The organism is Chryseobacterium sp. SG20098, from assembly GCF_031844745.1.
GTDB classification, from domain to species: domain Bacteria; phylum Bacteroidota; class Bacteroidia; order Flavobacteriales; family Weeksellaceae; genus Chryseobacterium; species Chryseobacterium cucumeris.
Window position 1 is genome coordinate 1,588,039 of record NZ_CP134622.1, and the last position, 25,732, is coordinate 1,613,770.

Consider the following 25,732-nt stretch of genomic DNA (forward strand, 5'->3'; position numbering starts at 1 on the left):
TGGTTGACCTTACTTTTATTTAGATATATTTTCAAAGGCTTTACCACGTGGTAGAGCCTTTTTTCATTGAACACAACAACATTAAAAACATAAAAATGAGCAATTCTAAAAACAAATGGTTAATTCCATTGGCGTTTACAAACATCTATGTGATATGGGGAATTACGTTTTTAGCTATTTCATTTGGCTTAAAAGGATTTCCGCCATTCATTCTTTCGGGGTTAAGATTTCTGGTTGCCGGAATTCTGATGATAGGTTATCTTCTGTCTCAAGGGGAAAAAGCAAATTCTCTGATCAACTGGAAGAAAAATGCCATAACCGGTATTCTTATTCTTACCGGAGGAACCGGGCTTGTTGCCTGGGGAGAACAGTATGTAACAGCTTCTGAGGCGGCCATTTCTATTGCAACAGGACCATTCTGGTTCATTGCTATCGATAAGAAGAACTGGAAATATTATTTTTCGGATAAATTCATTCCGATAGGATTGATTATCGGTTTCGTAGGGCTGATTATGTTTTTAAAGGGCAGTGTAAATTCAAATGCCCATGCATTGGCAGATGGAAACCTGCGTATTACTGCGTTTGTGGTATTAGGACTAAGCTCCATTGCCTGGGTACTCGGTTCATTATATTCAAAGAAAAATCCGGCATCCCAATCTACCTTTATGAATATTGCCCAACAGCTTATCGTAGCGGGATTAGCTTCTTTCCTCATCGCTTTTTTCAGAAGAGAATGGACTGATTTTTCAGTTTCTGCGGTTCCATTATCGGCATGGTTTGGGGTTCTATTTTTGATCTTCTTTGGATCGATAGTCGCTTATTTGTCGTACATTTGGCTTCTGTCCGTAAAACCCGCTGCTTTGGTAAGCACCCATACCTACATCAATCCTATTGTAACAGTGATTGCAGGCTGGATTGTTGCCCACCAAAGCATCAATGGAGGTCAGCTGTATGGTTTATTCATCATATTGCTGGGAGTACTTCTAACGAATGTCACCAAGTATTTCAGACTTTCAAAACGGGCCAAGGTCAAAATCAGAAGAGTAAGGAGATTTTTAAACAGAACGGGCAGAAGATATCAGCCTATTTAAAAAGTATATAAAATCAGAATGATAGAAATCAGAAACATATCAAAAACATTTCATCAGAAAAAACAGTCTTTCAAAGCACTGGATAAGGTAAGTCTTACTATAGATAAAGGAGATATCGTAGGAATTATCGGTTTTTCAGGTGCAGGAAAAAGTACGCTGATCCGTACCGTAAATCTATTGGAAAGACCGGATGAAGGACAAATTATTATTAATGGAAAGGATTTTACAAAGCTCAGTTCCCAACAACTTGCTGAGGAGCGTAAAAAAATCGGAATGATCTTCCAGCATTTCAATCTTCTTTCTTCAAGAACTGTTTTTGATAATGTAGCGCTTCCTCTGGAACTGGATCATACCAGCAAGGACGAAATCAACAGAAAAGTAAACGAACTCCTGAAGATCGTAGGCCTTGAAGATAAAGCCAATGATTATCCAAAAAGCCTTTCAGGCGGGCAGAAACAAAGAGTGGCCATTGCCAGGGCATTAGCCAATGATCCTCACCTTTTGCTTTGTGATGAAGCAACCAGCGCACTGGATCCGGCAACAACACAGTCTATTCTGCAGCTTTTAAGAGATATCAATCAGAGACTGGGAATTACCATCCTTTTAATTACCCACGAAATGGAAGTCATCAAATCGGTCTGCAACCACGTTGCTGTGATCGACAAAGGAAAATTATTAACAAAAGGAACTTTAAGCGAGATTATTTCGGATAAAGAACACCCGATCATCCGCCAGTTCATCAATTCAGACATCATGACCCTGCCACAGGAACTCAGCAGCAGACTGCAGAAAGAACCAAAAGAAGGTTTATTTCCGCTGGTCGAAATAGAACTTAACGAAAATATCAGTGTTGAACAGATTCTTTCAACACTATACAGCCAATATAAAATCCCTTATAAATTGTTAAAGGCAGATGTAGAATATTTTGGAAATTCCAATTTCGGTAAACTACTTTTACAGCTTCAGGGTGAAGCGGAAGAAAACCAGCAGGCGATCTATTATTTCAACCAAAATAAAATTCAAAATACAGTAAAAGGATATGCTTAGTGATACGGTAATTGCCCTTTTGGCAAAAGGAACCTGGGAAACGGTTTACATGACATTTTTATCCGGATTTTTTGGATTTGTACTTGGACTTCCGGTAGGAATCATGTTATTTTTAACCAGAAAAGGACAACTGCTGGAAAATACCGCCTACCATAGAGGATTATCTATTCTGGTTAATATTTTCCGTGCCATTCCCTTCATTATTCTGATTGTATGGATGATTCCTTTCACAAGGATTCTGGCAGGAACTTCTATTGGAGTAAACGCCGCTTTGGTTCCTCTAAGTGTGGGAGCTGCCCCTTTTATTGCAAGACTTGTAGAGAACAGCCTTATCGAAGTTCCACACGGCCTTATAGAGACGGCAAGAGCTTTGGGAGCTTCTCCATTACAGATTATCAGAAAAGTTTTGCTTCCTGAAGCACTTCCTTCATTAATCAATAATGCAACCATCACTTTGATCACCTTAGTAGGTTACTCTGCAATGGGTGGTGCTGTAGGAGCTGGCGGACTTGGACAGGTGGGTTACCAGTACGGATATATCGGATATGATATTGTTATAATGAATACCGTTTTGATTCTGCTTGTTCTTTTGGTTTTCATCATCCAGTTTATGGGCGACAGATTGTCAAAAAGATTTGATCACAGGTAGTTTTTGGGTGAGAGAGTTTGAGATTGGGTGTGTTTGAGATTCGGGATGCGAGTTTCGGGATATGGGGATGAATGAGATCATTTTTTACTCTTTTGCTTCAATAGTATTTAAATAAAAAAATAGAATGAAAAAAATAAAGATTTTTGGTTTAGTGGCTGCCGGAATATTGCTGTTCAGTGCCTGTTCGGGAAGAAAGGATGATCCGAACTTTATCCGTGTCGGGATCACTTATGGCCCGGAGCAGGAAATTGCTGAAGTAGCTAAAAAAGTGGCTAAAGATAAGTACAATCTTGAAGTGGAACTGATCCCTTTCAACGATTATGTAGTTCCCAATGAAGCTTTGACTAACGGAGATATTGATGCCAATGCCTTCCAGCATATTCCTTATTTAACGGAACAGTCCAAGCAGAGAGGATATGACCTTGTGCCTGTAGGCAATACATTTGTTTATCCTATTGTAGCCTATTCAAAAAAAATTAAAAACGTTGGTGAATTACAGGCAGGTAATACTATTGTTATTCCCAATGATCCTACCAATGGAGGACGTTCTTTACTGCTTCTGCAAAAAAGCGGTTTGCTGAAATTGAAAGATGGTGTGGGACTTCTTCCCAAAGTAACAGATATTACGGAAAATCCGAAACAACTGAAGATCATGGAGATCGAAGGTGCTCAGATTCCAAGAGTTTTGGATGACAGAGATGTTGTTGTAGGGGTAATTAATAATAATTTCGCAGCTCAGGCAGGGCTGGATCAGGAAAAACAAGGTATTCTTGTGGAAGATAAAGACTCACCTTATGTGAATGTAGTCGTTGCGAGACCAGATAATAAAAACAGCCAGAAAGTAAAAAACTTTGTAAAGGCCTATCAGTCTCCCGAAGTGGAAAAGAAAGCCAAAGAAATTTTCAAAGGAGGTGCGGTAAAAGGATGGGATTGATGAGTGAGAGGGTTTGAGGATATTAGAGTTGTGAGAGTGGATTCGGGTTTTTCTTTTTCACCTGATAACTTCTCTTCAGTTTTTTCGCATTTACACCTGCAATATTTAATAATAAGCTGTCTGCAAATGGGTGGGCAGTTTTTTTATTTGTGAATTTTTTATTTTCTCAATTTGAGATAATAAAATTTTTGTCTATTTTTGTTTTTAATCAAATAGAAAGGCATTATGTTAAAGAAAACCGTCATTATAAGTTTACTCACCTTTATTTCTGCTTCTTATATGGCTCAGACCAATACTACCATCCCCGTTTATTTAGATGAATCCAAACCTGTAGAACAGCGTATTCAGGATGCATTATCAAGAATGACACTGGAAGAAAAAGTGGCTATGCTTCATGCACAGTCGAAATTCAGTTCACCGGGTGTACCAAGATTGGGAATTCCTGAATTCTGGACAACAGATGGCCCGCACGGGGTTCGTCCTGAAGTAATGTGGGACGAATGGGATCAGGCCGGATGGACCAACGATTCTATTATCGCCTACCCTGCCCTGACTGCTTTATCCGCAACATGGAACAAAAAAATGTCATGGAACTATGGGAAAGCGTTGGGTGAAGAAGCCCGCTACAGAAAAAAAGATATTCTTCTGGGACCTGGAGTTAATATTTACAGAACTCCACTGAACGGAAGAAATTTTGAATACATGGGTGAAGATCCTTATCTGACGTCCAAAATGGTAGTTCCTTATATTAAAGGTGTGCAGTCTAATGGCGTAGCAACTTCTGTAAAACATTTTGCCCTAAACAATCAGGAAATGTTCCGTCATACAAGCAATGTGAATGTGGATGACAGAGCATTGTATGAAATTTACCTTCCTGCCTTTAAAGCAGCGGTAACAGAAGGTGATTCGTGGACGATCATGGGAGCTTACGACATGTATAAAGGCCAGTATGCCAGCCAGAATCAATATCTTTTAAACGATATTTTAAAGAAAGAATGGAATTATAAAGGTGTAGTGGTATCCGACTGGGGTGCTGTAAACAATACAGAACAAGCTATCCACAATGGTCTTGATCTTGAATTCGGTTCATGGACCAACGGACTTTCTGCGGGAACTAAAAATGCCTATGACAATTATTATCTGGCAAAGCCTTATCTTGATTTGATTAAAGCAGGAAAAGTAGGAACTAAAGAATTGGATGACAAAGTAACCAGATTACTTCGTCTTGCCTATAAAACAACAATGAACCGTAACAAGCCTTTCGGAAATATTGCTTCCGAAGAGCATAAAGCGGTTGCCAAAGAAATCGGAGAAGAAGGAATTGTTCTATTAAAAAATCAGGGAAATGTTCTTCCGATTGATGTTAATAAGGCTAAAAAAATAGCGGTTATCGGAGAGAATGCCATCAAAATAATGACTGTTGGCGGTGGTTCTTCATCTTTAAAAGTGAAATATGAAACACTTCCTTTAGACGGAATCAAATCCAGATTCGGAAAACAGGTAGATGTACAGTATGCAAGAGGGTATGTGGGCGATATCGGAGGAGAATATAACGGAGTAAAATCCGGACAGGACTTAAAAGACACCCGTTCTGAAGCTGAATTACTGAATGAAGCCGTAGAACTAGCTAAAAAATCAGATTATGTCATTTTTGTAGGGGGGCTGAACAAAGCAGATTTCCAGGACAGTGAAGGAAACGACAGAAAAAGTTACGGACTCCCATATAATCAGGATCACGTGATTTCTGCTCTTGCGAAAGCGAATAAAAACCTTGCCGTTGTTTTAGTTTCAGGAAATGCTGTGGCAATGCCTTGGATTAAAGACGTTCCGACGGTTGTGCAAGCCTGGTATCTTGGATCCGAAGCCGGAAATTCTATTGCAGCCATTTTAGCAGGAGATGCCAACCCATCAGGAAAGCTGCCGTTTACCTTCCCTGTAAAACTTGAAGACAATTCCGCCCATCAGCTGGGAGAATATCCGGGACAGAAAGATGAGCTGGCTGCAGGAAAAGGAAAAGACCAGAAAAATCCCATCAATATTACTTACAATGAAGGCATTTTTGTAGGATATCGTTGGCATGACATGAAGAATATAAAACCTCTTTTCAGTTTCGGACATGGATTGAGCTATACGACTTTTGAATTCGGAAAGGCAAAAGCAGACCAGACTACTATTTCACAGGACGGTAAAATTACATTTACAGTAACCGTTAAAAACACAGGTAAAAAAGCAGGAGCTGAAGTGGCTCAGCTTTATATCAGTGATTTAAAATCTTCTGTTCCACGCCCTGCAAAAGAGCTGAAAGGTTTTGAAAAAATATATCTGAATCCGGGAGAACAGAAAGAAGTGAGTTTCACTATTGATAAAACGGCTTTAAGTTATTTTGATGCTCAAAAACACGATTGGGTAGCTGAACCGGGAGACTTTGAAGCACAGATTGGAAATTCTTCCGATGCTATTAAAACCAAAGTAAAGTTTACCCTTAAATAAAACTGAGATTTAAGAGTATAAACTCTATTTATAATTATTTGATAGAATGCAAACAGATCCCGGATTGGGGTCTGTTTTTTTTAATTTTTCACCCAAAGATCACAGACATTTCACAGATTTTTATAGACAATCAAGAATTTACCTTACTACTTCTAGCTTCTAGCTAAAAATAAAAAGCAGATTCCAATTGGAAACCTGCTTTCATTTTTAGCTAACAATTCCTGAATTATTTTCCACCGCCACCATTTTTCTCAACGTCGGTTTTTGTATTTTCTTTTACTTTCTGGTTTCCAAAACGTTTTACAAAAGTAAGGGAAACACCGTACCAGTCCCATTTTGAGTACTCTCTGAACGTTCCGTCCGGGCTATAAGTTGTGTTATCACCATAAGGTCTTTTAAAGATATTCATCAGCTGCATGCTTAGTTCCATCTGCGTTTTCGGGAATATTTTGGTCACTGAAATATTATGGAAAACATTGGTATTATTCGCATAAGAGTTTCCGTTATTCTGGTTGGCCAGTTCTACCCATGCACTCAGATTAATATTTTTATTGAAAAGATTCGTATAAGATACATTGGCAGAAGCTCCCCAATAACTGATATAGTCTTTACCCCTTAGATCATTCTTTTGGTTGAAATCCTTATTATTAATGTAATACCACCCGAATCCGGCATTCACATTCAGTTTATTTTTCAGGAAATTCTGGTTGGTATTCGCAAAAAGGTAATATTTTTCAACCTTTCCATCGAAGTTCCCTGGCAGTGAAACTGTTCTTCCGTTTTCCGTAACATAAGTTGTCCAGTAATCCTGATTCGTATGCATATATCTTGCAGAGATAAAGTATTTTTTCAGGATTCCCAATTTCAGATAAAGCCGGTCATTAGGATTGGGATTCAGATAAAGATTTCCTCTGGAATAGGTTCCGTTAATTTCAGGAACGAGGAAAGGATTAAATTCAGAATACCAAGGTCTCCATATGCTTCGGTTATAGGTAAGACTTAAGTCAAATTTTTCTGAAAAATTATATTTCAGCAATAAATTGGGAAGAAAGGTTCCGTATGAATCTTTTCTCTCTGTGCCTGCAACATCCTGTCTTACTTTATAATCAATGTATTCATAACGTACTCCGATTCTTGTTTCCAGTTTTTTGAAGAATGTCTTACTATAGTTAAGATATAAAGAGCTCAGATTATCCTCATAATGAAAGGTATCATTTCTCGCAAGATTGTAAAATTCTGAGTTACTATCATTCATACTGAATCCATACAGACTATTAGGAATAACATGGTTGTTAATTTCCGTTTTCCCTCCTACTTCCATCGTACCGCCGGATTTCCCTAAAGGCTGTGTATAATCTACTTTCAGATAATAATTACGCATCTGATTTGAACTGATAACTCCCAGCTGCTGATTTGAGCTGCCGGTTTGATTATGAATTTGTTTATCAATTAAATTGTCATTGTCATTGCCGGAGTAGTTGGTTCCTAAATTAATATCTAAAATTCTGTTCTTTTCTTTATCATAATATTTATAGAAAGCATTGGTTCCCAGGTTACGGTTGAATCCCCATGTATTCTGAGTCTGAAGAAAAGAATCTCCAGGCTCTCCGTTATTGAAGATCATTCCATTAGATTCAGACAGAGACAAATTTCTGCTCTGTGAATACTCTGCTACAAATCCGATATTATTTTTATCATTCAGTTCAAATTCTGAAGTGGAAGAAATAGACGGACTTTCGTTTCTCATCACATTCTCCAAATTAAACTGAGTCAGTTTATTTGTTGCATAACGGTTATCCCATGTTTGAGTCTTTTGTACATAATTTCCGCTATTGTAGCCTCCTATAAAGGTTTGGGTAAACCTTTTCTTATGATAGTTCAGGTTGAAGTTCGTATATTGTGAGTTCTTCGTACTTTGTCTGTTGTTGAGGGAGATGCTTCCTTTTATCCCTTCGTCATCTCTTTTTTTAAGGACAATATTGATCACGGATCCTGAAGTTTCATAACGGGAAGAGGGGCTGGTAATCACCTCAATTTTCATCAGGTTATCAGCTGGAATTGTTTTAAGATATTCCTTCAATTCTTTCCCAGTAAAAACCGATTTCCTGTCATTGATGTATACCGTTACCATTTGCCCTTCGGCTTTTACCTCATCATTGTTATCAATACTTACCAAAGGCGTCATTCTAAGAACATCCCATGTTGTATTTCCTGCCAGAATTGCACTATTGGCTACATTGAATACAGTTCTGTCTATTTTCGATTCTACTGTTGGTTTTCTGGCTACCAGAGTAACAGCTTCGATTTCTTTTGCATTTCCCTTTACAGTATCGTTGGCTGCCGGAGCTGGAGCTTGCTGAGCTATTGCTAATGAGCCTGTTAATAGTGCTATTGGAAATAATAGTATTTTCATGTGAAATTATAGTTTTATCTATAAGACCACTAACTCCATAATTTCGTTACATCAAAAAAGAAAAAAATTAAAATAAATACTTAATTACCAACAAGATACCAATACTGAATTTAAACATAAATTCAAAAACACTACACATTATTCAATAAAAACAAGTAATATAAATCACATTTATAATAAATATTCTTAAAAAAGTATTTTAAACATAATTTCAATTTATCTTAAAAATGTTTTAAAATCTACCATAATTACAGGAATATTTTACTACCAATGTGTAAAATCAGTTTTTATTTAAAAGAAACCCCATAAAAAAAGCCAGGATCTCACCCTGGCCGTTAGCAATAGCAAATTTACAAGGAATAATATTAAAAAATATATGCTAGTTTACATTTTCAAAATAATGGATAACGCCTACTTCCGGCAAACGAAGCGGGTCTTGATTAAAATCTAACTTTTTATTTTTACTGCTTTCCAGAAAAGAATTACTGAAAAGCGCATAAGAAGGCTGTTCTGCCACTCCGTTTTTTAAAAGCTGATGGGCTTCCACAATTGTTTTTCCATATAATTTTCTGAAGTTTCCAATATTGTACTGCGAAAAGGAACCGTAATGAACAATAAACTTGAGAGCCAGATCAATTTTCGTACTCAAACTCTTACTCAACTCCTCTATCTTCCTGTTGAACGCACTTCTCATCTTCCACAACATGGTTGAAATACTCTGGTAGGATGGATTTTCATCATAACGGTAAAATAAAATAGCATCTCCCTCAATCTCGGAAATTTCAAAATACTGATCATTCACATCAATCAGTGTAGACAATAATTGTCTCACAATATACTCGCCAGTGTACAATTTTGTATTGAACACAAATTCGGTAAATCCGCTGAAATCCGGAATGAGAATAATCCCCTCTTGTATACTTGTCTTCATAATGATAATGGATTAAAAACCAGCTTTAGCATTACAGACGAAGCAGACTCAATTTTACTTTATCATTTTTAAGACAAAAAAAGAATTCTGTGGAAATTTTACTTCTATTTTTTAAACAACAATCATCAGATCCTTATCATATCCATTATATTTTTCGTCAATATAGCCATGAGGATTGCAGATAATTTCTGTTTCTCCGATTTTATATCTTACGGGAGTATGAATGTGCCCGTGAATCCAGTATAAGGGTTGGTACTCTTTAATTACATCTTCCAAATCTGAAGCGTAAGCCGCTGTTAACGGATCTTCTTTGTAATGTTCAGGAACAGATTGTATACTGGGTGCATGATGGGTAACGACAATATTTTTAAATTCTTTTGAGTCTTCAAGACTTTCTTTTAGCCATTGTTTTGAAAGCTGATGAATTTTAAAGGTATCCAAAGTTCTCATTTTCGAATAAGAAGGATCTCTTTTGATCATCTTATAATCATTCATTTTGGGCTGACAAAGCATTCCGTATTGAACAGGATTTCCAAAGATGGAAAAATCAGTCCACAGCGTTGCCCCGTGAAAACGAATTCCCTCAATATCAACATGTGAATTTTCAAGCACATAAACATTGGAGTCCAATGCTGCTTCTCTGATCTTATGGAGTGTTTTAGGGTAAGAACCTTTATAGTATTCATGATTGCCCAAAACATAGATTACAGGTTTATTGGGTATTGCTTCTTTAATCCATTCAAATCCTTTGGTCCCCAGATTGATATCACCTGCCAGCACCATCACATCTGCGTGATCAAAACATAATTCCGTACTTCCAAATTCCCGATGAAGATCGCTGATGACCTGTATTTTCATGATATATAGTAAACAGCAAAGGTAATAAAGGGAAACAGAATAGCAAAAATCAAAAAAAAAGAACCGGCACCTAAGCACCGATTCCTTCCTCATATAGTTTGTATATTTTTAAGGCCGCCTGTTATGAAACGGCTACTTCTGCCTGCTTCACTTTTACGCTTTTCAATATAAAATAAAATAACATTCCGAGAGCCAGTAAAGCGTAACTGATTAAAATAATCAGATTTAAGCTTCCCACTGATAATTCTGACGGAAAGATCTGACTCATTAACGTCATGAATGACAATCCGATACCTGCTCCCAGAAAGTAACTTGTAGAGCTCAGACTTGATGCCAATCCGTAATGTGCAGGTTCCACATCCTGGATTCCCATCACTGAAAGTGCAGTAAAACAAAACGTCATTCCAACTCCGGAGATACATGCAGCTCCCAATAAAACTACGGTTAGCGGATGTCCTGCATAAACAGAAATCAGCAGCAATAATCCTCCGGCCAGCATAAATGACCATCCTAAAACACCCATTTGAGAGGAACTCAGACGTTTTGATATGTGCGGCAGAATGAATTTGGCCGTTAACGCAGACAGAATACTGAAGGGAACAAGCATTAACCCTGCAGAAGCAGCGCTGTAGCCCATATCTTTCTGAAGCATCAGTGAAATCAGGAATAAAAACCCGATAAAAAACGCTCCCAGGGTAAAAAATACCGCATTGGAAACTACTAAAGATCTATGTTTAAACAGTTTTAAATCTACCAAAGGCTCTGCAACGGATTTTAAACGGTAGTACACCATAACAAGCAGTACTAATGCTAAAACCAAAGAACCAGTTATCAGGAAAGGCTGTTCTTTAATATGAATCAATTCATGCGTTCCGTAAGTCAGACTTAAAAGCCCAAGCACCATCAATATTCCTGAAACCATATCTGTTTTCTGAGCGGTTTCATTTTTCTCATCTGCCGGAAGATAATAGTATGACAACACCAATGTGATCAAAAGAATAGGAACATTGATCAGGAAAACCCAATGCCAGCTCAGGTAAGTACTGATAATTCCTCCTACTGAAAGACCACTACCTGAACCAATGGCAGCAAATGAACTGAAAATTCCGATAGCACGGTTTCTCTCCTGTTCCCCTCTGAAGGTATTGGTCACAATCGATAATGCTGACGGCATCACTAACGCTGCTCCCAATCCCTGCAAAGCACGGAATATAGCAAGCACTTCAAAGTTTTGAGATAATCCTGCTCCTAGTGAAGTGAGCATAAAGATCAATGCTCCAAGGAGAAACATTTTCTTTCTTCCTATCTGATCGGAAAGCTTTCCTCCAATAATCAGAAATCCTCCAAAGAACAGTACATAAAGCGTCTGCAGCCACTGAACCGTCTCTGCTCCAATCTGAAACTGCTGCTGAATAGAAGGAATGGTCAAATTAATAATGGCAATATCCAACGCCTCTACAAATGTTCCTACCGATGCTAAAATTAATATTAAATTCTTCCTTGTACTCATGTTTCAAATTTCCTGCAAAATTAAAATTAACAGAACGTATTTGAAAATTTAACCTTAAATTTGGAACAATATTGAATATTTAAAATATTTAAAAGAACAAAACACCTGATCTACCAGGAAAAACCTATAAAAACAGAACAAAATGGCAACTGAAAACTATATTCCTGATGAAAAAGACTTATATATCCTCCGTCTTCTTCAGAAAGATGCGAAGATGAGTATCCGTGATATTTCGGCCAGGATCAATTTGAGTCCTACACCTACGCATGAGCGTATCAAACGTATGGAAAAACAGGGAATCATTAAAGAGTATACTGCTGTGGTTGACCGTAAAAAGGTTAATAAAGGGATGATGGTGATCTGTATGATCGCTTTAAATGTTCACAACAAGAAAACTGCGGGAAAATTCATTGAGGAAGTGGGCAGATTGAAGGAAGTGGTAGAATTTTACAATATCAGCGGGGATTTTGACTTTATGCTGAAGATCCTTGCTCCCAATATGGATGAATTTCATGAGTTTTTCGTGAACAAATTATCAGAAATTGAAGGAATCGGCCAGACGAAGAGCATTTTTGTCATGAACAGCATTAAGGAAAGTGTGCAGATTATTTAAGCTAAAAAGCAGCCGCGTATTGTACATGGCTGCTTTTTTCTTTTCAACGGAATATTCCGGATTAGCTTATTGTTTATTTCCAGTAATTCCAGACTGAGCCGTCAAATACCGCCAGTGTTTTACTGGTTGTATCATAGCACATCATTCCCGGATATGGATTTTTTACATTAAGATGCGGCGTGGCTATCTGAGGAAGAATCATCGCTTTATTCTGAGATTCCAGCACCAATACGCCATCAGCAGAACTTGTAGCTTCACCCATAATCACTCCCTTCCCTATTTCAGCAGAATTATTAGCAGCAATTGCACTTGAACTTCCGGTATCTGACAAGGATTTCCACGCATCATTTTCGTAGACCTTCACTTTATTATCTGTTACATCAAAGATGAATGTTCCGTTCACCAGAGATCCTGCAGGAAATCCTGAGGTAGCGGGAAGAATTAAACCTTTTGTATTTCCTGATGTATTATCAAAATCTAATATAGTACTGTTTCCATCTACAATCTGTTTACCAATCGCTACTTGCGCAAAAACTGAGTTGAAAACGATTAAAGCAACTGCTATACTTATATTTCTTATATTTTTCATACTATTTATCGGTTAGATTAATCATTACAGCTTCTTTGTACACAGTTCCACTCAGTTCCGTTATAAAGCTTCACACATTTATCCTGAATATCATACAGAAGCATTCCTTCTTTCGGTTCTGCGATGGCATCTCCGGGCTGTGGCGTCTGGCTTACATGCTGAACTCTGGTAATCACAAAACCTTTATTTTTTGATTCCATAGCCAGAAATCCATTAGGAATATTTTCAGGCCACGAATCGCTTTTCTGCTGTACGGTAATTCCGAATTTTGTATATCCGTCAGGGGTTCCTGAAATGCCGGGTTTTGTACAAAATCCATCGATCTCATCAATAATCAGGGGTGCATTTCCACAACTTGTTTTAGCTTCAGACAATCCTTCAGGCCAAAGAGAGGGACACATTGCTTTTGTTGCATTTGGTCCACAGAAACTGGAATTCCCCATTCCTAGTCCTATTACGGATCCCATGACAATAGCTACGATCTGGCTGTCATCACTGATGATGGAAGCTCCTCCTCCGCCACTTACGTCTGCTTTTGCAATACAGTACGCTCTCCCGGTAGGAATACCTACGTACTCAACAGAAGGATAGGTGGTAGACTGTTGGGTAAATGTTCCGCAAATCTCTACCACACTGCTTGTTCCCATTTCAATAACTGAAGTTGTTCCAGGATAAAAACCACCAAATGACGGATCTTCCTGAATCACTGATCCTACAAGGGATAGAAAAGATTTCGCTCCTAATCTAATTTTTGAATTCTTCTGAGATCCGAAAGTTCCTACTTTCACTGTTCCTGTGGATTTAACACTTGCACCATCACCAATTTCCAATACTCCATCGACCTGGATACTATTGGATTGCAATTGTCCGGATTGAATGATAAGGGTTGCTCCGTTCGGGATGCTGATATTGGTAGTTACACTGAGGGTTCCGTTAAGACAATAGGTATTTCCGCTTGTGAGCGCCTGTCCGGTGTAAGGAATACACTGGGCATAAGCCGTTGTACTGAAGACGAACATTAATAAAAAAGATAATTTTTTATTAATATTTAAAAAAAATAGGTTATTCATACACATTTATAATACTTTAACAAATTATTATTGTTTAAATAAAAAATATTTAAATTTTCAACATCATCGACCCCACTAACAACAATTAACATACCAAACAACTGTTTAATTTTTTCGTTTTTATATGATATTTAAACACTATATATGACTGCCAAGGCTATCAAAAAACACTTATAATTGTTACACCACAACAAATTACACTCTTCACATCGCATCTATATTCAACAGAATTATTTTCTGGATTTTATATTTCAAATGGTATTTTCTTTACATGTTTAATAGAAATAATTAGGCATTTATTGATATAGCAAATACATCTTTCATACAAACACATCCTCAAAACATAGCCTTTTTTTAACCTTAGCTGTTTTTAACTGAATACAACAATAGATAATCTGAATAACAGACGTCCATTCAAATTCACATTAAAAACCGTAAATTTGCAGCATGAATAACGATACGATATGTGCACTGGCTACGGCCAATGGAATAGGTGCTTTAGGCATCATCCGTGTTTCAGGAAATGAAGCTTTATCTGTGGTTCAGAAAAGTTTTCCGGCCAAAAATCTGGAAAAACAGAAATCTCACACCATTCATTACGGTTATTTTATGGATGAGGAGGAAGCTATTGATGAGGTGATGCTTTCTATTTTCCTGGCTCCGAAAAGTTTCACCACTGAGAATTCTGTGGAGATTGCTTTTCACGGCTCTCCGCATATCGGAAAACGTATTCTTGAAACCCTGATCAAAAACGGGGCAAGAATGGCTAAAGCAGGGGAATTTACCCTTCGTGCTTTTATCAATGGCAGAATTGATCTTTCTCAGGCAGAAGCGATTGCTGATGTCATCGCCTCTGAAAATGAAGCTTCGAGAAAAGTAGCCATCAACCAGCTGAAAGGAGGAATCACCAATGAAATCTCTGTATTGAGGACTGACCTTTTAAATTTCGTTTCCTTAATTGAACTGGAACTTGATTTTGCAGAAGAAGATGTGGAATTTGCAGACAGAAGTGCCCTAAGCGGATTACTGGATAAAATTGAAGTCAAGTTAAATTCTTTGATTGAAAGTTTCCAATACGGAAATGCCATTAAAAACGGAACTGCTGTTGCCATCATTGGAAAACCGAACGCTGGAAAGTCTACGCTGCTGAACTCCCTTTTGAAGGAAGAAAGAGCGATTGTGAGTAATATTGCCGGAACAACGAGAGATACGATTGAAGAAGTTCTTCATATTAAAGGCCATGCTTTCCGATTAATTGATACTGCCGGACTTCGTGAAACAGTGGATGAAATTGAAGCAATCGGAGTAAAAAAAGCTAAAGAAAAAGTAGAAAACGCCAATATTTTAGTGTATCTGGCAGATGCTGCTACCGAGGATTTTTCTGAGGATATTGAAATGATTCAATCCTTGTTAAGAGAAGATCTGAAGCTGATTATCTGTGCGACAAAAATCGACGAAGTCACTCCTACCAAATACGAAACGGTAGAAGATATTTTCAGAAATGCGATTTCTCATGATTTTGATTTCATTAAAATATCAGCAGTTGAAAATCAAAATATTCAGGATCTGAAAAATGAGCTTTCTTCGTATGTGGAACATTTAAAAACTGAGGAAAATAATGTTGTGATCACCAATCAACGACACTTCGAAGCCTTAAGAAAATCCATGGATGCCGTTGATAAAGTGAAAGAAGCTATTTCTTTCCAGATCTCTACGGAATTACTAGCGTATGAGCTGAGAAATGCCCTGGAACATCTTGGCGAAATCTCCGGAGAGGTGACCAATGATGAGGTGCTGGGGAATATTTTTTCTAAGTTTTGTATTGGGAAATAAATTCAGTTTCCTTTATCACTTTTTAAGAATTTTGCATTCAAAATATAAAACAGCCTTTTTTGAGGTTGTTTTTTTGTTTATTGAAGTCCCCCTGTTGGTGGTTTCTGAGCTTTAGAACTTTATTACTACCTCAAAGTCAATAGACTTTGCGGAGCGGGATTTTAAAGAAATTATAAAATTTAACTCAGTCAAATTGCAGACCGGAACGGGCTTTTTAATTGAAACAGCAAATTGGTAATTTTTGTAGTATAGCTCAAAAATACTTTAGCTGTGGGGTTTAAAATGGTCGAAAATAAAAATTGCCGGCTATAGAATGTGGCCGGCAATTTCTTACTTACTTATCCATTAGATTAATCCAGATGATGATGGACTCAATACATTACACTTCCGAAAAGCCATATTTTTCTTCTCTCTTTTTAAAGGCTTCCTGACCACCTTCTACTATATCCGCAATATGCTCACGAATGCCCATACATTTTAGAAGATCCTTTTCTGATTCGTCTTTTTTCGATGAATTTTCCAATGAACCATTGATGTAATCAAATTGATATTTGCTGGAGGTTTCAATTTCGTTTTGTCCCTGCTGATTGGCGATAATGATGTTTTCTGCATCAGCATTCACCACTATATTGGGATTATGTGTAACCAAGATGATCTGCCGTTCAATTTTCTTTTCGCGCAGGTATTCCACCAGATCAGCAGTTATAGATCGGTTATCCAGATTGTCTTCAGGCTGATCAATAAGGATAGGTGCTTTAGAGGTACTCAATCCCACAATCAGCATGAGAATTACAAAACTGGCTTTGCCTGTTGACATTTCTCCCAATTTATCGTTCTTATACTCTATTTCCCAATAATCAAAGAAGTAATCATCAAGAAGCATTTTTGCGGCGGTTTTTCTGTCGAATCTACTTATTAACGCATACTCTTTCTTTTCAACAATGGACTCGAACATATTTTTTAAATCAGTAATCAGATCCGTTAATACATAGCTATCCAATGATTGCTTTTCCTCGTCGCAAATATTATATGCTCTATAATTAGCCTGACGTCCGTTACTAAAGTCGAAAATCGCTTTTCTAAACTTTGAAAAGTTAAATTTAGTAAGACCCTCAATTTTTAATCCATCTTTTTCAAGATCAACAGTTCGGCTTTTAAGTTCTTCAATAATCGCCTCATATTCAGCATAACTACTCTTATAGAGATTAAAGATCTGTTCTTTTAACTCAGTAAGTGTCTTTTTAGCCCCTGCAATTTCCTTATTGATCTGATCAATAGCATGAACAGCAGCCTTATCCTCAACAATGGATTTATTAATCTCTTCGATCTGTTTTTTTAGTTCATCGTTCTTTAAATAGGGCAATAGCTCCTCTCCGATCTCTTTTATTCTTCGGACAGTTCCAGTAATAATTTCTGATACATCCGATGCGACCTTAAAACGACTAGGTCCACCCTCAGTCGGAACCACTAAAAATTTTTCATTAAATTCTGCTAACAATTGAAATGCGTGATCTAAAGTGTTTGATCCCTCCTGGTAAATAACTCTAAATTCTTTACTTTCCAAAGACTCGACCAATAATTTCTCCCTGTTTTTCAATGTAACTAATGTACTCTCAAAATCCTTGTTAAATTCCGTGATTCTTTTAAAATCGGAAGCTAAAGAATTTCTAAGAGCGGTCAATTTTCCAAGCTCTAATTGAAGCTTATCATATTTTTCAATTTCCGCAGGTGTGAGGCCGGCAGCCTCATTGAGTTCCTTTACGGTTTTATTATTGGCCTCAATATTATTCTCCAGGATTTCCTTTTTAGATTTTGTAAAGAGCTGATTTTCAAGCCCCGTAACACGTTCTTCGATTTCAAAATAATTGTCAATCAGCGACTCCCTCTTTCTATCATTTGCTTTTAGCTTTGTGATAAAACTTTCATAATTTTCTCTTGCTTCCGAATTTTCTATAATAAGGTCGCGAACAATTTTATTGAGGGCATCACCTGTTTTGTTTTCATCGGGCTCGGCTAATTGTACCAGGTAATTCTGTGGGATATACTTAATCTGTGGTAAAACACTGTTTTCTTCAACATCACGGTACATTAGTTGTGAAAAGCCTCCTTTTGTCGTAATCTCGAAATTAAAAGTAGGATCATCTTTTTGGAACTTATAACGATCCTCAATTTTTGCTTTTTTGAAAAATTCCTTATCCGCTAATAATGTTCTGGCAATATTGTACAGTAAAATCGATTTCCCTGATGATTTTCCACCGATTATAACATTGAGATTTTCATTAAGATAAATCGGTTCCGGGCTGAACTTGCCGTCTGCGGATATGAATCTGACAGAATCGATGATAAGTTTCTGTTCCTTTTGTTCAGGTCTGGCACCTTGAATTCTTACCCTGGATTTTGGCTCGAATATGATCTGTTTTAAACCTTCAAAGTTTGGATCAGCCTTGATCCAGGTAATACGTTCCGAAGGATATTTTCCATAATCGGCAAATCTGTGGGCATCGCTTCCAGAAACACAGGGTTTAAACTTATTACCCAGGGTTTTTGTAAAGTTGTCAAAAAACTTCTCATTATCTGTCGTTCTTGTCCCATTGAACAAATCGATATTTCGGGCATCACGCGCCTCAAAGATGTGCGCCGACTGCATAAAGTAATTATCAGCGTGTGGATGTTTATCCCAGTCCAGATTTAAAAGCCCGTCACTGGTATCATATGGCAATAGGATAAAACCACTATTTTTTGGAATCTGGTCAAATGCTGCCTGCAGTGATTCTTTTGTTATTTCAGCAGTCCTGGAACCGAGCTCCCAGAGGGTGGAATCATCAAGTGTCGCAGGATCCCCATAACTGTGATTCCTTGCCTTAGCCGTATCCAGGGTTTTAGCAAACTTGATCAACGCATCGTCAGAAAGTTTCTTGTCAATGGATCTTATGTTTAACTCAGATTTAAAGTCTACGAGCTCCTGCTTGGTAAGATTATTGGAAAGGATGACATGAATATTCAGTCTGTAGCTGGTCGGACTTTCAATCCGTAGTTCCATTCCAGGAAAAATAGTTTTTTTCAATTCATCCGGATTGGCTTTTATGTAGTCTTGCAGTTCAATATACCAGTCAAATGTCCAATAGTCCATTAAACAGAATGCATCGACGTCTGATGAATTAATATGGCCGATAAAAGCTTTCATTTCAGCTTGCTTCTCCGCAGCATCCATATCCTTAAGCCGTTTTGTACCATTCCAGTGAAAGGATGCAGGCGTATGAATATGTAAATCCCATTTCCTCCATTGAGATCCTCTGTTTTTAGTCATAAGAGTTTTAATATTTTACAGGTTAAAAGTATGGACTGGTAAAAGTCCATTCCCAACAAATGTATTAAATTTAAGAGTTAAAAAAATACGGGAATCCATAAAAATATTGCCCTTGCTTAGGCAATTATCTCAGGCTCTCCAAAGTCTCCTGACTTTGGAGTATATTATAAAAGGAAGACTTTATTATTGCCCCAAAGTGAAGAGACTTTGCGTAGCGGGATATATATTTATAATATTAGATCATTTATTCCAAAGGAGAATCAAATAAAAGATTTTTCATAACGCCAATTGTAAGCATCACTAAAAAGAAGAGTAAAAAATAGGCGAAGAAATTGACAAGTCGTTTTTTATTATCATGATTTTGCAACGTATTAGTACTATAACTATTTACAAAACTTCTTAGCCCTAAAGTAAATACAACTATAATTGATGTAAAGGTAATATAAAGGATAATAGATTGCTTTAGTTCAAAAAAGAATAAGATTACTAAAATATCTATTAATGCGATAATCCAACTTAATTTAAATATTTTAAAGGACGATATTTTTTTTTCCAACATTAAAAATATTGAATTTGAAAATATAATGATAAGAAGTATTATTTGTAAAATTGTATTCATAAGATTGAGTATTAAAAATTAATCTGAGCAAGGATTGGGGAAAGCAATCTTTATATCAGCATCCAAACTCATCCCATCTGTTGCTTTCCTGAAACATCCGATCTCCAAAATCAGGAGACTTTGCCTTGCAGACTTCAAAAATAGCGAAAAAGGGTAATGTTTTGATATTGGTCTGCGGGGGTACCTTTATCAAAAATAAGTATCATGGACGCAATTATTAAAAAACTATCCATTTTAAGTGTGCTGGTTTCACTGATGGGTTTCTGTTCCCTAATGTTTGCGCAGGTTTATCCTATCGGACAGATGTTTTTGACTACTTATGGTCAGTCTTTTACGATGTATAATACGGGCGTAATTGTTCAGGATGGCAATCCGGGAAATGCAGGCCAGGCCGTATATGATCAGACCGGAATTAATTATCTGCGCTTACCGTCTGCTGTTCCCTATCAAAAGGCTTTTTTCCTGGATTTCAATAAAAATATTATAGAGCTGGATTACAGATATGGATACCGCGTCGTGGGTTATTCCAATATTCCTGTTCCTCCTCCACCGGTTATGTATCTGCCAAAGCCTACGTACGATCATCAGATAGGAATTGAAACCGCTGACGGATTAAGACCTTTACCCACCCAGATTATTGACGAGCAAAAACCTTATGGGGATGTCATGATGACCAGTGAACAGAATGCCGTGGACTGTTATAAAAATTCTTTGAATTTTGATGGCTCATTAAACCAGTTGAAATTCGGGGACTGTATGGTAACGAATATGGCAGGACAGAAAGAACTTGAAATTTATAAGTGCGCCAAAAACTCGGCAACCATGGAGGAACAGAGTCTTTGTATGCTGAGTATTTTAGGCGGTTCAAAAGAAAAGCAGATTACTCAGGATATGTTGAAGTGCTATAAAGAATATGGCGGCAATTATGAAATGTATCCCCTTTGTTTCGCTGATAAAGTCAATGATCCTGAACTCAAGCAATTAGTTTCCTGCTTTAAAGATCAGGCCAACAGTGGTGAAATATCTTTCATGGGAACTGCCGTGTGTTATGGAGCAGGTAAGCTTAATCTGAATACGGAAGCTCAAATAGCCGTGGAATGTGCCGTAAGTACCGGAGGCCAGCCGTATGCATTTGCAGGATGTGCGGGCGGCCAGTTAACCTATCGTGAATTAAATAAATGTCTAACAAACGGAGTTGGTGGTGACAATGGATGTTTCGGAAAAAATAATACGATTGTTAAAGGATTAAACCAGATTGGAGACGCTTTAAAAGGTCAGTTTGGTCCTAATAACGATATCGTCAAAACATGGAATACGACTGTTCATGATTTACAATACGGCCCCGGAAAAAATCATGAAGCGGTAAAGGTGGTCAGAAACATTAGTAACGAGCTTGGGAAAGCAGGAACTAATGTAGCCAAAGAAATAAAAAAGGTAGTTCCCAAAATAAAAATAAAATGGTGAAGCTGATCTTCTGAAAATAAATAACTGATATGTAACTCTTTTTATCAACGATGAAATCCAATATCCTGAAGATGTTGGATTTTTGTATCGTTGAAGATATAACAGATCAGTTAACAGATCAACAGCAGTCTATACTCTCCATCATTTTCGACAGGTGCTCTGTGAACACAAGGTAATACTTCCTGATCAGGATGATCTACTGCAATGCGCCAAAGATGACCAACCCCTAAATTGACAGGTTCTGCATGAGGCTTAGGCTGATAATGAAGATCAAAGAAATACTCTTTCAGGAAGTCTTCAAATTCGTCTTCAGTACCGTCGTGTAATTTTCTGAGCTGTTCCCGGATTTCAGGAATTAAAATTTTCTGTTCCACCTGATCATTAGCTATGATATCACTTGCCGTCCCGTGATAAGTACAAAGAAAAGTATCCGTCCCGACAGGTGAACGGTCGACATGATAGGAGTACACATCTGTTGAAATAAAACCGAGCTCCTCATCGCGTTCATAACATTTAAGCAAATTAAGGACGGGAGATGCGCCGAAATCTGTTAATAACTGCAGGTCATTCAAAATAATTTCTCTCGCCATACTCCCCTCTTCTGACAATTCCAATGCTAAAAGATCTTCACTGGAAACTTCTGTAATATTATCTTTCAGCAGAAGCTTTGTGACAATTTCTTTAAAATCACCCACTAAATTCCTGTGCCAGCAAATGGCATTCATAAGGCCCTGAAAACGGGTATTTACAAGTTCAGAAAAAGAAGAAACCACACCTACCTGATGATGATCAGAAAACCTATTGCTCATATATTGGAATAAACAGTTTAGCCGCTTAATTCCGTACAAAAATACGGAATAGGTTTTTCAAAACCTCCGTTACAAAAATTACGATAAGTTTTATTATGGAAATTTAATTTCCAGGTTGATCTTTTCTCTTCATATCGTATTTATTCCTAACTTAGAACAAGCTAATCGTCAACGAATTAATCTGATTAACCGTTATGCAGATTTCACCATCCGCCAGCCTTGCACCTTATATAAAAAGTTACACCGTTGTTACCATTGATAAGGATCTCAGAGATGAAGTATTTTATCCGAGTGGATATATAGATCTCATTATCAATATTTCCGGTGGTTTTGCCGCTACTGTTATCAATGGCCAACACAAAAACACTCCCGATATAGAATTATTGGGACATCTCACACTTCCCACCCGGCTTAGTGCAGCGAAAGGGACTTCGGTGCTTATTGCGAGGATATTTCCGCATGCCGCCACTTTATTTTTTTCTGACCCTCTTTCAGAATTCACGAACTATGCCACTGATATGTATGATGTAACGGGGAGTGAAAACAGAAATTTGTATGACCGCATTATGAATACAGGGGATCTTTGTTCAAAAATAAATGTTTTAGAAAAGTATTTTCTTCAAAAGCTGAAAAAAAATGAATCTCATCTTAAAAAAGTGGCCATCCTCCACGCGCTTAATCAACAGCTTTTCATGAATCAGAATGTATTGAATTTGCCTGTTATAGCACAAAGCTCAGGTCTATCGGAAAGATATATTCAAAAACTTTACCTTACGAATATGGGCATAAGCCCTTCTTCTTTTGCTTCAGTAACAAGATTTAACAAAAGTCTGCCAATGGTTCTCAACACCCCGGAATCACTCACAACGATAGCTTACCACTGCGGATATTATGATCAGGCTCATTTTATCAAAGAGTTTAAAAAATTCACTGGCATTACCCCTTCTGCATCCAGACATTCGCTGATCAAAAACGACGCTGATCTCCAACAGGCTGTTAATATTGGTTTTTAGTTTGATTTTGCAGGATGATTACTGCTGAACATGTCCCGGTGCATCTTCCAGCCATCTTTTGTATTCTTCCAGATAACGATCACTTTTCCATCGTCCAGTTTGTTGCCCTTTAAATCTGTCATCTCATAATAACTTTCTTCGGTTACTGAGGTTCTGCCATCTCCATACAGATTTTGAATCATAAACTTAACATGTACTTTCGGGCCGCTTTTAAAGAAATCACGTATTTGCTCTTTTCCGCATAATGGGGCGGTATTGGGTGGAAAAAGACATGCATCATCAGTATATCTGCTAAGAATGGAACCGTCATTTTTATTGGCAAGTTCCGCGTAGATTGCATTACTGGCTTCTATAATCTTCCTTACCGGCTTAAGATCTTTGTTTTGGGCATCAGACCATGAAGTAAGGAGTAATAATAAGCTTAGAATAAGTATTTTTTTCATTGTAAAATTTTTATACAAAGCAAAACATTCCTCAAACCCAAAAATTGTAAAATTGCGAACAAACCGATATTTTTCAATAAAAAAACGGTGTCCTCTCCTGGAAAACACCGTTTTATATATAAGGTTATTAATTTTCAGTTTTGTTTTTTTACTTCTTCAATATCTTTTCTGTTACTGTTGAAGATTTTGTATGTAGTTTAATGTAATATACTCCTGTCTGAAGAGAAGATAATACGATCTGTTCCTGCATCATATTCAAAGTTCCCTGCTTGACCAGTTGTCCTGCTGCTCCAAAGATCTCATAAGAAACCAAAGGCTCTTTACTTTTGATCGTCAATACATCCTGAACCGGATTAGGGTATAATTGCATTCCTGCCTGAGCAGCGGTTTCTTCTACTGACATCTGGCTGCACGTTGATTTAGCAAATTTTGTAAAAAAAGACTGAGATTTCCCTCCTGCTACATTAACCGCCATTGTGTTGACGTTATCATTGGCATCCGTAAATAGCTGATCGTGAAAAAAACCGCCCACTACGTAATTGCCATCGTTATCTGCAGCAACTGCTGTAAATTCATCTATAACATAATAGTTACTACGGATTTCTCCTGTTCCCAAGACCTCTCCGGTATCTTTATTAAGTCTTACCAATAAAGGATCGGATCTATCTCCATCAGGACGTATCATTGCATAGCTTCCCCAGACATCAGACCAGCTTCCTTTGGCAAAGGCTATTTCATTTCCATTAATGGCAATTGTTCCTTTGGTAAAACGATAACCAAACTGAAGACCAGACATTGCTTCCGGAGTTTTTGCCCATTGTACTGCACCCGCAGCATTCATTTTCATAACAAACGGAACGGCTTCCACATAACTTCTCAGAGGAAATGTATAAGTTCCGAAAGTTGCAGGCACTGTTATTCCGTTAAAATACCGTCCTGAAATATAAATATCTGAAGTTACGGGATCTTTGATAATAGAATGAATTTCATCATCAGTACTCGTTGTACCGTTATTAAGTTCTTTTCTCCATACCTCAGCTCCGGTAGTACCATCAAAAGCAAACACATAAGCCGCTTTTGTAAAGGGAACATTATTATAGGAAAGATCAACCAGATTACTGAATCCAGGATCCATTCTTTTACCAGCAATATAATAACGATTCAAACTTTCATCGTATATTACATTCACCTTTCCCTCTCTACCTACAATATTTATTGCATCTCCTGTAATAGGAAGTAACAAAGGAGTTGCGGGGGTCATATTTCCGTTATCATAATTGAACTTGACCGCATAATACTGATAGGTTGATGTGAAGGTTGAAGGCACTGTAATTAATCCATTCAGATGTGTTCCTGCTCTGAATCCCATTACAGCATGAATATTTTTGGAAGAATCCATATACATCATCTGAACATCGCACATGCGGGAGAAATAATTAACATCTCCCTGTAAAGATTTGCTCCATGCCAGTGTACCGTCCGAAGTATTGTATTTTAACAGAAAAGCCGCTTTATGGGCCGGTTCTATCGTTTGATCATAATAAGTATACAGCGGTTGTGTATGAGTATCATCAAAGTGCATAGGAACAGCATTAGGATCTCCTGCATATGAATTGTTATAAAGGGTTGCCAACACATATAATCCACCATTATTATCTACTTTAATATGCCATGCATTTTCTCCATCTCCTGAACCGCCTATTGGCCTGGACCATCGTATATTTCCTGCGCAATCAGCAGAGAACAGAAAAAGATCACTCAAACCGTAATTGGTTACAGAAGCGCCATTCAGGTTTTGTTCCTGTTCACGCATGGTGGCAAGAAAATAGGTATTATTGTTGTTGTCTACTACAATATCCCTTATGGATTCATCAAAGACATAATGAAAACCCGGATCAGCTGAACCTGTTAATCCTCCTGCCTGTTTTCCCCATTGCCACTGATAAGCCTGACTAAAAGATAATCCTGGTACTATCAGAAGTAATCCCCAAAGTTTGTTTTTTAATCGTATCATAAAATTTCATTTAATTATCACATACTATAAAAAAA

At 37.4% G+C, this 25,732-nt stretch carries 19 protein-coding genes; 9 read left to right on the top strand and 10 right to left on the bottom strand.

Translation table 11 applies throughout. The features are described from left to right. Positions 1-95 precede the first annotated feature (95 nt). The 5 genes from RHP76_RS07310 to RHP76_RS07330 all read left to right on the top strand — a co-directional run bounded on the left by RHP76_RS07310 (position 96) and on the right by RHP76_RS07330 (position 6,211). Positions 96-1,091 carry an EamA family transporter gene (locus RHP76_RS07310; RefSeq protein ID WP_288442896.1) on the top strand — a complete coding sequence of 332 codons (996 nt, stop codon included), beginning with the start codon at positions 96-98 and terminating at the stop codon, positions 1,089-1,091. An 18-nt stretch (positions 1,092-1,109) separates the two neighbouring features. Continuing rightward, complete coding sequence (locus RHP76_RS07315) at positions 1,110-2,138, top strand: methionine ABC transporter ATP-binding protein (protein ID WP_311229845.1); 1,029 nt, start codon at positions 1,110-1,112, stop codon at positions 2,136-2,138. After that, positions 2,131-2,787, top strand: a complete 657-nt coding sequence (gene metI / locus RHP76_RS07320) for a methionine ABC transporter permease MetI (protein WP_120231802.1) — start codon at positions 2,131-2,133, stop codon at positions 2,785-2,787. Before RHP76_RS07315 ends, metI begins: the two co-directional genes overlap by 8 nt. A 124-nt stretch (positions 2,788-2,911) precedes the next feature. Next, entirely contained in the window at positions 2,912-3,721 is an 810-nt protein-coding gene (metQ, locus tag RHP76_RS07325) for a methionine ABC transporter substrate-binding lipoprotein MetQ (protein WP_311229846.1), read from the top strand. Positions 3,722-4,000: 279 nt separating this feature from the next. Continuing rightward, complete coding sequence (locus RHP76_RS07330) at positions 4,001-6,211, top strand: glycoside hydrolase family 3 C-terminal domain-containing protein (protein WP_409193532.1); 2,211 nt, start codon at positions 4,001-4,003, stop codon at positions 6,209-6,211. Positions 6,212-6,437: 226 nt separating this feature from the next. Here the strand turns inward: RHP76_RS07330 and RHP76_RS07335 are convergent, their stop codons facing one another. The 4 genes from RHP76_RS07335 to RHP76_RS07350 all read right to left on the bottom strand — a co-directional run bounded on the left by RHP76_RS07335 (position 6,438) and on the right by RHP76_RS07350 (position 11,923). Then, the gene (locus tag RHP76_RS07335) at positions 6,438-8,624 is read right to left on the bottom strand and encodes an outer membrane beta-barrel protein (protein ID WP_311229848.1); all 2,187 of its coding nucleotides are present in this window, start codon (positions 8,622-8,624) and stop codon (positions 6,438-6,440) included. Positions 8,625-9,003: 379 nt separating this feature from the next. After that, a complete protein-coding gene (locus tag RHP76_RS07340; protein WP_311229849.1) occupies positions 9,004-9,555 on the bottom strand; it encodes a DUF2652 domain-containing protein in 552 nt (183 codons plus the stop codon). 111 nt (positions 9,556-9,666) lie between these two features. Then, positions 9,667-10,413 carry a metallophosphoesterase gene (locus tag RHP76_RS07345; RefSeq protein WP_311229850.1) on the bottom strand — a complete coding sequence of 249 codons (747 nt, stop codon included), beginning with the start codon at positions 10,411-10,413 and terminating at the stop codon, positions 9,667-9,669. A 121-nt stretch (positions 10,414-10,534) separates the two neighbouring features. Beyond that, positions 10,535-11,923: an MFS transporter gene (locus RHP76_RS07350; RefSeq protein WP_311229851.1), complete on the bottom strand. Its 1,389-nt coding sequence runs from the start codon at positions 11,921-11,923 to the stop codon at positions 10,535-10,537. Positions 11,924-12,065: 142 nt separating this feature from the next. On the opposite strand from RHP76_RS07350, the gene RHP76_RS07355 reads away from it, so the two are divergent. After that, positions 12,066-12,536, top strand: a complete 471-nt coding sequence (locus RHP76_RS07355) for an Lrp/AsnC family transcriptional regulator (protein ID WP_288442909.1) — start codon at positions 12,066-12,068, stop codon at positions 12,534-12,536. Between the two features lie 73 nt (positions 12,537-12,609). On the opposite strand, the gene RHP76_RS07360 is transcribed toward RHP76_RS07355, so the two are convergent. Further along, positions 12,610-13,125 carry a phage tail-like protein gene (locus RHP76_RS07360; RefSeq protein WP_288442910.1) on the bottom strand — a complete coding sequence of 172 codons (516 nt, stop codon included), beginning with the start codon at positions 13,123-13,125 and terminating at the stop codon, positions 12,610-12,612. A 17-nt stretch (positions 13,126-13,142) separates the two neighbouring features. Next, the gene (locus RHP76_RS07365) at positions 13,143-14,144 is read right to left on the bottom strand and encodes a phage tail-like protein (RefSeq protein ID WP_311229852.1); all 1,002 of its coding nucleotides are present in this window, start codon (positions 14,142-14,144) and stop codon (positions 13,143-13,145) included. 498 nt (positions 14,145-14,642) lie between these two features. On the opposite strand from RHP76_RS07365, the gene mnmE reads away from it, so the two are divergent. Next, on the top strand, positions 14,643-16,028 hold the full coding sequence (gene mnmE / locus RHP76_RS07370) for a tRNA uridine-5-carboxymethylaminomethyl(34) synthesis GTPase MnmE (RefSeq protein ID WP_311229853.1): 1,386 nt from the start codon (positions 14,643-14,645) through the stop codon (positions 16,026-16,028). Positions 16,029-16,407: 379 nt separating this feature from the next. Here mnmE and RHP76_RS07375 read toward each other — a convergent pair whose 3' ends face one another. Next, the gene (locus RHP76_RS07375) at positions 16,408-19,335 is read right to left on the bottom strand and encodes a TrlF family AAA-like ATPase (RefSeq protein ID WP_311229854.1); all 2,928 of its coding nucleotides are present in this window, start codon (positions 19,333-19,335) and stop codon (positions 16,408-16,410) included. A gap of 823 nt (positions 19,336-20,158) precedes the next feature. Between RHP76_RS07375 and RHP76_RS07380 the strand changes: the two genes are divergently transcribed. Continuing rightward, positions 20,159-21,418: a hypothetical protein gene (locus tag RHP76_RS07380; RefSeq protein ID WP_311229855.1), complete on the top strand. Its 1,260-nt coding sequence runs from the start codon at positions 20,159-20,161 to the stop codon at positions 21,416-21,418. A 110-nt stretch (positions 21,419-21,528) separates the two neighbouring features. On the opposite strand, the gene RHP76_RS07385 is transcribed toward RHP76_RS07380, so the two are convergent. Beyond that, positions 21,529-22,227: a DUF1826 domain-containing protein gene (locus RHP76_RS07385; RefSeq protein ID WP_311229856.1), complete on the bottom strand. Its 699-nt coding sequence runs from the start codon at positions 22,225-22,227 to the stop codon at positions 21,529-21,531. A 194-nt stretch (positions 22,228-22,421) separates the two neighbouring features. Between RHP76_RS07385 and RHP76_RS07390 the strand changes: the two genes are divergently transcribed. Beyond that, on the top strand, positions 22,422-23,240 hold the full coding sequence (locus tag RHP76_RS07390) for a helix-turn-helix domain-containing protein (RefSeq protein ID WP_311229857.1): 819 nt from the start codon (positions 22,422-22,424) through the stop codon (positions 23,238-23,240). Here RHP76_RS07390 and RHP76_RS07395 read toward each other — a convergent pair. Both RHP76_RS07395 and RHP76_RS07400 read right to left on the bottom strand, forming a co-directional pair. Next, complete coding sequence (locus RHP76_RS07395) at positions 23,237-23,683, bottom strand: YybH family protein (RefSeq protein ID WP_311229858.1); 447 nt, start codon at positions 23,681-23,683, stop codon at positions 23,237-23,239. The genes RHP76_RS07390 and RHP76_RS07395 overlap by 4 nt on opposite strands. A gap of 148 nt (positions 23,684-23,831) precedes the next feature. Beyond that, complete coding sequence (locus RHP76_RS07400) at positions 23,832-25,697, bottom strand: T9SS type A sorting domain-containing protein (protein ID WP_311229859.1); 1,866 nt, start codon at positions 25,695-25,697, stop codon at positions 23,832-23,834. Positions 25,698-25,732 lie beyond the last annotated feature (35 nt).

Coding starts and splice junctions, on each gene's coding strand:
- RHP76_RS07390 (WP_311229857.1), top strand. CDS start 22,422: ATGCAGATTTCACCATCCGCCAGCCTTGCACCTTATATAAAAAGTTAC.
- RHP76_RS07335 (WP_311229848.1), bottom strand. CDS start 8,624: ATGAAAATACTATTATTTCCAATAGCACTATTAACAGGCTCATTAGCA.
- RHP76_RS07385 (WP_311229856.1), bottom strand. CDS start 22,227: ATGAGCAATAGGTTTTCTGATCATCATCAGGTAGGTGTGGTTTCTTCT.
- RHP76_RS07365 (WP_311229852.1), bottom strand. CDS start 14,144: ATGTTCGTCTTCAGTACAACGGCTTATGCCCAGTGTATTCCTTACACC.
- RHP76_RS07310 (WP_288442896.1), top strand. CDS start 96: ATGAGCAATTCTAAAAACAAATGGTTAATTCCATTGGCGTTTACAAAC.
- RHP76_RS07315 (WP_311229845.1), top strand. CDS start 1,110: ATGATAGAAATCAGAAACATATCAAAAACATTTCATCAGAAAAAACAG.
- RHP76_RS07340 (WP_311229849.1), bottom strand. CDS start 9,555: ATGAAGACAAGTATACAAGAGGGGATTATTCTCATTCCGGATTTCAGC.
- RHP76_RS07375 (WP_311229854.1), bottom strand. CDS start 19,335: ATGACTAAAAACAGAGGATCTCAATGGAGGAAATGGGATTTACATATT.
- RHP76_RS07380 (WP_311229855.1), top strand. CDS start 20,159: ATGGACGCAATTATTAAAAAACTATCCATTTTAAGTGTGCTGGTTTCA.
- mnmE (WP_311229853.1), top strand. CDS start 14,643: ATGAATAACGATACGATATGTGCACTGGCTACGGCCAATGGAATAGGT.
- RHP76_RS07345 (WP_311229850.1), bottom strand. CDS start 10,413: ATGAAAATACAGGTCATCAGCGATCTTCATCGGGAATTTGGAAGTACG.
- RHP76_RS07355 (WP_288442909.1), top strand. CDS start 12,066: ATGGCAACTGAAAACTATATTCCTGATGAAAAAGACTTATATATCCTC.
- metI (WP_120231802.1), top strand. CDS start 2,131: ATGCTTAGTGATACGGTAATTGCCCTTTTGGCAAAAGGAACCTGGGAA.
- RHP76_RS07350 (WP_311229851.1), bottom strand. CDS start 11,923: ATGAGTACAAGGAAGAATTTAATATTAATTTTAGCATCGGTAGGAACA.
- RHP76_RS07400 (WP_311229859.1), bottom strand. CDS start 25,697: ATGATACGATTAAAAAACAAACTTTGGGGATTACTTCTGATAGTACCA.
- RHP76_RS07330 (WP_409193532.1), top strand. CDS start 4,001: ATGGCTCAGACCAATACTACCATCCCCGTTTATTTAGATGAATCCAAA.
- RHP76_RS07360 (WP_288442910.1), bottom strand. CDS start 13,125: ATGAAAAATATAAGAAATATAAGTATAGCAGTTGCTTTAATCGTTTTC.
- metQ (WP_311229846.1), top strand. CDS start 2,912: ATGAAAAAAATAAAGATTTTTGGTTTAGTGGCTGCCGGAATATTGCTG.
- RHP76_RS07395 (WP_311229858.1), bottom strand. CDS start 23,683: ATGAAAAAAATACTTATTCTAAGCTTATTATTACTCCTTACTTCATGG.